Origin of the sequence: Flammeovirga aprica JL-4 (assembly GCF_012844305.1) — a bacterium.
Classification (GTDB): domain Bacteria; phylum Bacteroidota; class Bacteroidia; order Cytophagales; family Flammeovirgaceae; genus Flammeovirga; species Flammeovirga aprica.
The window spans coordinates 59,576-69,684 of the sequence record NZ_JABANE010000045.1 but is presented as its reverse complement, the minus strand read 5'-3'; the positions used below and the strand labels follow the sequence as shown (position 1 = coordinate 69,684).

The 10,109-nt window shown below is 35.8% G+C and carries 8 protein-coding genes; 2 read left to right on the top strand and 6 right to left on the bottom strand.

Annotated features, from left to right (window positions below; all coding sequences use genetic code 11):
* Positions 1-309: outer membrane beta-barrel protein (locus tag HHU12_RS16960; RefSeq protein ID WP_169657930.1), on the top strand; the 309-nt coding region annotated here is incomplete at its 5' end.
* A 312-nt stretch (positions 310-621) separates the two neighbouring features.
* Here HHU12_RS16960 and HHU12_RS16955 read toward each other — a convergent pair.
* From HHU12_RS16955 to HHU12_RS16930, 6 genes are all read right to left on the bottom strand, one after another.
* Complete coding sequence (locus HHU12_RS16955; protein ID WP_169657929.1) at positions 622-1,587, bottom strand: hypothetical protein; 966 nt, start codon at positions 1,585-1,587, stop codon at positions 622-624.
* A gap of 7 nt (positions 1,588-1,594) precedes the next feature.
* The gene (locus HHU12_RS16950) at positions 1,595-2,002 is read right to left on the bottom strand and encodes an ExbD/TolR family protein (protein ID WP_169657928.1); all 408 of its coding nucleotides are present in this window, start codon (positions 2,000-2,002) and stop codon (positions 1,595-1,597) included.
* A gap of 6 nt (positions 2,003-2,008) precedes the next feature.
* Positions 2,009-2,695 carry a MotA/TolQ/ExbB proton channel family protein gene (locus HHU12_RS16945; RefSeq protein ID WP_240971005.1) on the bottom strand — a complete coding sequence of 229 codons (687 nt, stop codon included), beginning with the start codon at positions 2,693-2,695 and terminating at the stop codon, positions 2,009-2,011.
* Positions 2,696-2,799: 104 nt separating this feature from the next.
* Positions 2,800-3,771 carry an HU domain-containing protein gene (locus HHU12_RS16940; RefSeq protein WP_169657927.1) on the bottom strand — a complete coding sequence of 324 codons (972 nt, stop codon included), beginning with the start codon at positions 3,769-3,771 and terminating at the stop codon, positions 2,800-2,802.
* Between the two features lie 157 nt (positions 3,772-3,928).
* The gene (locus HHU12_RS16935) at positions 3,929-5,626 is read right to left on the bottom strand and encodes a TonB-dependent receptor (protein WP_169657926.1); all 1,698 of its coding nucleotides are present in this window, start codon (positions 5,624-5,626) and stop codon (positions 3,929-3,931) included.
* 4 nt (positions 5,627-5,630) lie between these two features.
* Positions 5,631-8,684, bottom strand: coding sequence for a tetratricopeptide repeat protein (locus tag HHU12_RS16930; RefSeq protein ID WP_169657925.1), 3,054 nt, complete (start codon positions 8,682-8,684; stop codon positions 5,631-5,633).
* A gap of 505 nt (positions 8,685-9,189) precedes the next feature.
* Between HHU12_RS16930 and hisG the strand changes: the two genes are divergently transcribed.
* Positions 9,190-10,047 (top strand): ATP phosphoribosyltransferase, encoded by an 858-nt coding sequence (hisG, locus tag HHU12_RS16925; protein ID WP_205959910.1) that lies wholly within the window; start codon positions 9,190-9,192, stop codon positions 10,045-10,047.
* Positions 10,048-10,109 lie beyond the last annotated feature (62 nt).

The window sequence follows — 10,109 nt, the reverse complement described above, 5'->3', positions numbered from 1 at the left end:
CAAAAACACTCACCAAAAAGAATAAATATCCTGATTTTAGTGAGTGCTAGAGTCTATTTACCAAGACTCCCTAAGTATCACTTTGCTCTTAACAATGATGTTATCCACCCTTACGCAAAAGGATCTTTAGGTTTTATTTCGGCTTCTTCAGGAGGTAGCAGTGAAACTAATTTTGGATTTGGTGTCGGTGGCGGTGCTGCCTATGACATCAATGATCAATTTGGTGCTCTTGCTGAATTAAATTACCAAATTGCAAGCGGATCGGTCAATTTTGGGATCAACTTTGGTGTTGTTTATTCTTTTGAATAAGAAAGGCTTCTTCCGTTATCGATAATTAAAAGAGTCATTTTGGTAATTAATCAGAATGGCTCTTTATTATGGAAATATATCTTTCAAATTATTGATTACTGTATAAACTAGGTTGATATTAAGCTATCCAATTTTCTTTTATGAATGGTAAATGATTGTGTGCTGTGAATTGTGAAGGCAACCTGAAAGAGGAACTTAAAAAACTTGTAGAAATGTCGATTAATAGTTAGCTCAGATTTGGTGTTAAATGTCATGATTAAAAAACAGCCATCCTTGACTTATCATCAAAGATGGCTATTCTATTTAAAAACTTTATTTTGATCGGATAATAAAAGTGATTCTACCCGTTGTAATACTCTGAATATCAGTATCTCCATTTGTTGGCTCGAAAGTCAACTCTGAAACCGCTTCTCTGTATTGATCTACCACCTGTTTTGTCACTGATCGGTAGATTGTTTTTACAGAAATTACTTCGCCAAAATCATCAATTTGTATTTCGAAAATAATTTTACCGGTTTCTCTTGAACTATCATCCACTTCTGGAGGATCAATCCAATTCCAACCTGGCATATCTAAGGCTGTACCTCCTGAACCTCCTGCAGACTCTAATAGTGCATCTGCATTAACGGAACCTTTTTTACTTCCTTGATCACCCTTAGTTCCTTCCACATTTCCATTATTGTTCTGTTTGGCAGTGGAAGAATTACCATCACCACCTTCAGGCTTTTTCAATAATGTTCCTGTAACTGGCGTATTGATTTTCGGTACTTTTGTTTTCTCTTTTTCTGGCACCTCTTTTTTCTCCTCTTCAGGTGCCTTTTTCTCCACCTTTTCCTCTTTAGGTTTGACCACTTCTTCTTTTGTGGTTTCCACACTTTCCTCCACAGGAGCATCAGTTACTGCCGGAGGTAAAGGATCAACTTCCTCAACGGGAGTTGGTTCTGGTGTCGATTCAACTGGAGTTGGTTCTTCTATTACCTCTTCAACTACTTCCTCCACAGGTTGTTCTACCGTTTCTGTTTCGGGCGTTGGTTTTGGCTCTTCTACCGACTCCGTTTCTTCCGTTGATGGTGCTTTGGATTGAATATCACCACTTCCGGCGTCATCCATACCAAAATTCACTTCAATACCATATTGAGGAATTGGAGGATCTGGCGGTGACCAAACAATGGTAAACCAAGCAAAAACACCTATCATCACCACAGATAAAAGAGTGATCAGAGAGGATAGGATTTTATTTTTACGTTCCTGCTTTTTTTCTTGTTCCGTTTTCTTCATGGCAAAATTATTTTCCTACCGCAGAAGTCGGTGTTGTGGCTATTGAAACTTTTGCTTTCAAAGCGGTTGCAATTCCGGCAACATTGACAAGGTGCTGTACAGGCACATCTTTATCTACAGTCAGCACTACAACTCCTTCTTGCTTTGCCGGCAAAACTGCTTTCAATTCATCTTCCAAAAAAGATAAAGGCACTTCCACTTCATTTACATAATAATGTAAATCCTTAGTAATACTCACGTAAACCTTAGGCATCACTTTCTTAGAGGCCTTACTGCTTGGCACCGCAATTGGCAAACCTGAAGGTGTCACAAAATTGGATGTCAGCATAAAGAAGACCAACAACAAGAAAATCATGTCGGTCATAGAAGACATATTGAAAGTAGGGTCGATTTTATTTTCAGGTTTTAATCCCATTGTTGTCTAGTTAGGTGATTGTAAAAGCTCAATAAAATCAATGGTTACTACCTCCATCTTGTGTACTACATCTTCAATCTGACGTACTAAAAAGTTGTAAGAAACGTAAGCGAAAATACCTACAGCTAATCCACCTGCAGTTGTAATCATGGCTTCATAAATACCTGATGAAAGCAACTTAGGACTTACAGACCCTTCTTCTTGTGAGATGGCGATAAAGGCATTGATCATACCGATTACCGTACCAAAGAAACCAATCATTGGAGCGGCACCTGAGATCATACCTACCATACCTACGTTTTTCTCTAATTTATATAACTCAATCTTCGCTACATTTTCAATACTTTTTTCAATCGTATTCAAATTAGAAGAAATGTGTTTCAAACCTGTTTCTAACATTTTCCCCATGGGAGTAGTATCTCTTGCACAGTATTTTTTGGCAGTTTCAATATCGCCTTTCAATACTTGTGCTTTTACTTTCTCTAAAAGGGCTGTTGGGTCTTTTTTAGCTTTACGAATCGTCAGTACTCTATTCGCTAAAATATACATGGCGAAAATAAATAACACCCCAAGGATTGCCATTGTAATTCCTCCTTTTTCTAAAAGCTGAAATAATGATACACTTTCTTCAAAAGTACCTTGCATTCCTTGTTCAGGCATTTCTGTGCCTTGTAAAATAGATAAAAAATTCATGATTTATTGTTAGTGTTTTTTCTTAAGTACTAAGACAAAAATAATTGATAATGAATAGAGACAATGATCCATCAACTCATCTTTCAGTTGCAGAGATTTGAAGATTAGTTTCTCCAAATCCATGCACCCTTAAATTTCGATTGTGCTTTCGGTAATTCAGTTTTAGCATCTTGATGAGAATTAAAACCTTTCAATGCCACTCTGAATTTTCCTTTGGAAACGATAATTCCTACATGATCAAAACCTTTCTTCTCGGCTTGCTTTACAGCTAATTCAGCTTTTTCTTGATCACCAAAAGAAGAAATTACAATATGATAATTACCGTTTCTAGAAGCATCCACCTCTGGAGTTTCCTCTTCAACTGCTACTTCTGGCTCCTTCGTTTTTTCAACCGTTGTGGCAGGCTCTTCTTTTTTCGTTTCCTGAGTAATTGTCGTTTCTTCTTCAACCTCTTCTACATCATTATCTTCTACCTCAATGACTTTTTCCTGAGTGATTTCCTCTTTCGGTTGTTCATCAGACGGTTTTAAGAAATAATACCCGCCTGCTGTCAGAATAATAATCACAGGGATAGCAATAAAGAGCCAAATTGGTCTTTTCGCTGGCGCCTCTTCTTCAAACTGACTGTACTCTTCTTCCTCCTCTTCTATTTCGTCTTCCATCAAAGGAGTAGCTGTGATTTTTGGCAATCCAAAACTCTCTGGAGTGATATTACTTTCGTTTCTTTGGCGGAAAATAATTTCCTCACTGTCATCCTGAATAAAATAGCCTAAATCACCAATAGGAGCCGTTTCACCATCTTCCAATCTTTGCTGAAGATTCGCTACAAACATACTCACCTGTATTGCTACTTCATCTTCGTCTAGATCTTCCGTTTTGGAGATATAAACGACCAATGAATACATTTCCACATCATCTTCTGATTTTGAAAATGAGATGGTAACATGTGGAGGTTTTATGATATTTCCTGAGGGAGAAACTTCCGCACCACTTTCCTCAGACCAAAATGTACCGAGATCTGGAACAACTACAACACCCCAATCAAGGAGAGCATTTTTTATAGCATCAGCAATCATGCAACTATTTTCTTTACAACGCTATTACTCAGTAGAATCATCCATCTGTAGGTATAAGTAATAGAGTTTATTGTATTAATTTTGTAATTCGATTGATAATTTAGCCATTTAGAGAATAAAAACCATAAAAAATGATTGAAATTAAACCCTAAAACGTCTAAAAACGATATCCTACACCAGCCATCAATTGGAATCCTTTCACATTATAGCGGTAATAATTCTCATAAGTTTGAGCAAAAAGATTATTTACCAAAAGAAAAGCATCCAAGTTTTCATTGATTTTATATTGGGCCGATAAGTTCATATCAAAGATCATTGGCAATGAAACCGTATTTTGTTCTGCTGTTTGAGCATCAACTTCTAAGGCTTTCAAACCAATTTTATTATAAATATTTGCCTTGAAAGTCCAGTTAGACAAGTATTTATAAACCACTGAAACATTGTTAACTGCAAGCGGTTTATGATAAGGTTCTGCAATCATATCATCACCAATAGAGTACATATTCCAATCCGTAGAAGCTGTAACCATCCACTCTCTTTGCGTCCAAGATCCTGCAACGTTCAAATTGAAAACCCCTGTATTTCCTTCAGTAGCATAAGCCATCAGAAACCTTGATATATCTGAGGGATCATTGACAAAAAATCCCATATTCTGAACAATAGCATAGCCTATGCTTCCTCTGATTCCAATATCACTTCCAACTATGGCGTCTGCTCCTAATCGGATGTCAATCAACTTGTTTTCATGCAATAAAGTAAGATCATTACTTACCCATGGGTTCTCATTGGTCAAGGCTTTATAATCCACAATATTTAAATCTCCTTTAACTTCTAAAAAGGCGGCTAATTCATCTTCAGCAATGGTGTATTCTACAAAAACATCAGGGTAGAAATAAAAACCTTTATCAAAAGAACTAGAATCAGCACTATAAGCTATTTTGGCCCCAGCTTTAATATATAATTCATCAAATGTGGCTTCATATACACCGCCCAATTTCACCCAACTTCTATTGATATCAATAGACTGATCTGCAGTAGTTTGATTTTTATATTGATTGAAAGCACCAATTAAATTTACATGAATTTTAGCATCGTTGAGCATCTCATATTCCCCATTGATATCCACACCAATTTCCATCTCGCTAGCGTTAAATTTATCAGCGGTGTAATCAAAGAATAGATCTCCTTTCAGTGAATAACTATTTCCTGTAAGGTAGGACGGCATTTCATGACCAATTTTAAAACCAAAATTATTGATGATCTGCTTTATACTGTCCTGGCTGATTTGAGTTTCATCACCTTCAACCCCATAAAAATGGGTCCCTACTCTATCATAACCCAGAGAAAATGAAGTGGTACCATAGTCTGAGAAATACTTACCAAAACCATCAATTGCATTATGACTTCCAGCTGAAAGCTTTCTAGAAACACTACCTTCCTGAGAAGATCTATGTAGGAAATTAACACCATAATCAAAATCAGGATTTCTATTACTGTTCACCCCTCCTTCAATATAAGGTGTGATGAAGTTGCCATATCCAACTCTGATATATTTGCTGTAATATTTTTTCTCCTCATGATCATCAATTACGGCAGGCAACTGCTTTGGCAATGAATCATTCAAATCCATACCAATCAGCTCCAACTCATAATTCTGTGGCTGAGGTTTTACCTTTTTCTCAATTCTTTGAATCTTATCATACTCCCTGCCCATCGTCTGCATCTCATAACTTGAGTTTTTCTCGATGACCACCTCAGCATTATCAAGGTTAGAGTTATCATTTGTCTGAGCCATCAAAGGAGAAGCGATGATCAGACAAAAAACAAGAGTTATATATCTATTAAAGTTTTTCATTGTCTTAGTTGGTAGGTTGTTGGTTGCTCGCATTCTCTTTTAATTCTTCCAGTTCCGAAATTCTCTTTTTGGCCAATGCTTTATCTTCAGGGGAAGCCGCAAAATTATAAACCGACTCTAAAGTGGCTTTCGCTTGATAGAAATCTTCTAGGCTGATATAATTTTCTGCAATTAATAAATAAGCTTTACTGGTCCATTCTGTATAACTGGCAAATCTTTTCTGTACGTCTATCAATGCCGTTGTACTTGTATCCAAACCTTTTTTCAACACCTCTTTATTTGTTTCTGATTTTAAAGCTTGAGCCCTCAAAGTATAACCTACATAATATTGTGCTTCAGCTCCTATCTTAGAACTTGCTTTCTGTGCTACTTCATCAAATAAAGTCAGAGATTCATTAAACTTCCCTTCCTGTAAATGAACTTTTGCAATGTATAATTCAGCTTCTAAAAGACTCCTTTTTACATTATTCTCAATGATCTTATTTGCGTAAGCAAGCGTTGCACCATAATCTTTCACCTCATAATTGGCTTTCATCAAACCAACATAAACGGCCCAAGAAGTGGATTTCCTTGTGGCTATTTTTTCTAGTTCAACAAAAGAAACAATTGCATCCTCAAACTTTGCTGTCTGTAATTGTAATTCACCGATATATCTTAATGCTTTTTCTTTCGTTGGCATTTTCTGAACGATTTGGAAAGCCGTAATTGCTTTGTCTTTTTCGTTTTTGAATTTATAAGCCACACCTAATGCGAAAGCAGCATCGTCTGTGTATTGTGAATAAGGAGAACTGTCAATAAACTGTTGTAAGGTAATTATCGCTCTATCATAATCTTTATTTTGATACGGTTGAATTGCCACTTCATAATCACCTCTCAGTGTAGCAGTACTTTCTGGATTTGCTTCTCTAAATTTTGTTTGGTAATTACTGATTTCACTCACCGCATATCCGCTTGAATTGATATCTTGCAATGCTGTGATCGAAGATTCCGCATATTGTGAGGTAGGGTCAGTATCAATCACTTCCTTATAATCTCTTTCCGAAAGTGACATATCACCTTCTAACTGATAACATAAAGCTCTTTTCGCTAAACTTGGTATATAAACCTCAGTATTTTCATATCTATTAATGATCTGCGTAAAGCTTTTAATCGCTTCCGCATTTCTATCTTCCTCAGCATAAATAAGACCGATCTGATAATAAGCCAAAGGTGCAAAAGTTGAACTCTTATAATCGTTCCCCACTTTCTGATACAAGCGTATTGCATTATCCAATTGTCCTAAAGCTTTGTAGTTCTGCGCCATTTGATAATTGACGTAATCCAGTTCCTCTACGCCTGATGAAATAGCCATGTTATAAGATCGGATAGCTACTTTATAGTTTTGCATTCCAAAGTAACAATCTGCTCTTCTCAACATTGCCTCACCAATTTTCTCTCTAGACTCTATATTTCTTCCTTTATTGATATAATTAGTCAAATCATTGACTGCAAGTTCATATTCCTCATCAGCATAATTGGCATATCCTTTACCAAACAAGCTCGGCACATAAAACTGCGAACTCTCTGGAACTTTATCATATGACATGACAGCAGAATCATACACCTCAAGGAAAGAATAAGCTTCACCCAACCAATAGTTAGAGGCATTCAGCAAATCATCACTAATTGGAAAACGTTGGGATTTTAATAAGTATTCTATCGCTCCTCTCCAGTCGTCATCATTGGCATTTTCTACCGACTTATTAAAAGCTGCTTCTTGATATGCCCTTCTAGTGTCTACATTTACATAAGTCAGTTTATCAAACATTTCTAGTGCTTTAGTGTAATCACCAGAGTTTACATAGGCAACCTGAAGCAAATGATCCACTTCATCCTTTTTATCTGAATTAGGGAAATAAGCTACAAAAAAGTCGAAAGCATCAGGTACTTGTGTATAAAGTCCCACATCGAACAACACCTTAATGTAATTGTAAGCAGCTAACTCTTGAAGTTCTTTATTGAATGTTAGGTACCTCGATTGTTCAAAGGCCAGAAGTGCTTTATCTTTCTCCCCGATCGATAGCGATGTCACCCCCAAATCATAAGATGCCACTTGTGCCAATTCATCCTTATCGTCTGCCGCAATAGACAAAGGCTGTATTGCCTCATGATATAATTTTACTTTAAACTTTGAAAAACCAATCTGATAAGCCGTCACCCTATCAATGGCCTGTACTGGAACTTCTGACATGTAAGCATCAAAATAAAACAATGCTTTTTCGTAATCGTGTTTTTTATAATACACCTTTCCAGTAAAAAGAAATGCATCAGGCGGTAAATGAATCCCCGACTCTTTCGCCTCATTCACCATTTCAAGCATTTTATTTTCTTGCCCTGTTTTATAATAAGCAATGGGCAAAAGAGCGTATGCATGTGATCTAATCTTTGGATCAGTCGTCGATTTCTCAAGATCTGTTATTGCCTCTTCAAAATTACCTTGATCAAACTCGATATAGCCCGCATAATAACTGGCTTTCAAAGCATAAGCATGTGTTCCTCTTTTCAGAATCTGGAATAACTTATTCGCCTCTTCCGTTTTACCTTGGTCGAAGTTTGCATAAGCCGCTTGATAGGCAACTTTTACATCATCATCATCAAAAAAGTCAAAAAGCGGATTTTTATTAAAAGCCTCCAATGCTTTGGCGTATTCTCCCTTGTCAAAATAGTAGCCACCCAACACCTTGTATGCTTTACTTGAAAAAGGATGAACGGGATATCGGTTTACAAAGTCAACAATCTGCCTTTCAGCATCTGGGTGCTGTAATTCAAGGTTACAAACTGCTATATAATATTCAGTTTCAATACATTTTTCATCTTCACCGCAATGTTTCTGCTGAAAACGAGATAAATACCTTCTCGCTGCAGAAAAATTATTCTCATTATATAAAACAATTCCTTTATTAAACAGTTTTACCTCATCGGAAAAATACAATGACTCTTGTGCAAATGAAGGCACAAAAGGAAAGGTATACAGTAATAAAATTAGAATCTTGAATCTCTTTTTTAGACAATTGATCATTGCTTTAAAAAATATATTTTTAGGGTTTATCTTTTTTTCGTAATTCAATAGAATAGATGTTTTACTATTAATTTAAACAAAAATGAATATTATAATAGTTTATTAAAAGCTTTATAGACATTCATTTCTTCTATATCCTTTATAAAACATAAAAATAGGGCCAAAAAAGTCCTTTTTTAGAAATCTAAGAACGATGATCATTCCTTTACACAGCGTAAAGAATGTTACATTAATAAGAAGAAAAAATTTTAAAAGAATTTAAATGAATCGCACAAGCTCTTATTATCAATGATTTAAATCCACAATTATCAAGCGATAGATTAATTTTTTATAAATATGTCGATTAATCTATTTTTTTGATACGATTCTGTAAAAAAATAAGTAGCTTTGATGTGAAATTTAATATTAGAGTGAGGTACTATATTATCACCTCATTGTAAAACTAGATGAACAATTTAACACTTCGTGTGTAAACACTAAAAGTGTAAGACACAATTCAAAGATTATGCAAAAACTTAAGATTGCAATCCAAAAGTCAGGAAGGTTGAGTGATGGTTCACTTAACTTAATCCGTCAATGCGGAATCAAAATTCCTAGAATGAAGGGAGCTTTAAAAGCGGAAGCAAGCAATTTCCCTCTAGAATTTTTATTCCTAAGAGACGATGACATTCCAGGATACGTCCAAGATGGCGTAGCTGACCTTGGCATTGTCGGTGCCAACGAGGCTGTTGAAAAAGACAAAAACGTTGACACTATCCATCATCTTGGGTTTTCAAAATGTCGACTTTCAATCGCTATTCCTAAGGAACAAGAGTACAATGGTATTCAAGATTTAGACGGTAAAAGTATTGCTACTTCTTACCCTAAAATTTTAGGAGATTTCTTAACGGAAAAAGGTGTAAAATGTGATATTCACGAGATCTCAGGATCAGTGGAAATCGCTCCAAATATTGGTTTAGCTGATGCTATCTGTGACTTAGTAAGTACAGGTAGTACATTAATGCAAAACAACTTGAAAGAAGTAGAAAGCATCTTCAAGTCGGAAGCATTATTAATTGCTACTCCTGGTCTTTCTGCAGAGAAAAAAGAAATTATTGATCAGTTAATGTTTAGAATCAATGCTTTACAAACTGCTGACAATAACAAGTACATTCTTTTAAATGCTCCTAAAGAAAACTTGGACACTATCTTGAACTTATTACCTGGAATGCGCAGCCCTTCTATCCTTCCTTTGGCAGATGAAGATTTCGTTTCTGTACACACAGTAATTGCGGAAGATGATTTCTGGTCAAAAATCGAAGAACTGAAAGCAGCTGGTGCTGAAGGTATTCTTGTTGTTCCAATCGAGAAGATGATTTTATAAAAATTAGTTTTGAAGTTATGATGGATTATTATCATTCATCATAACTTCTTTTTATTCTATCA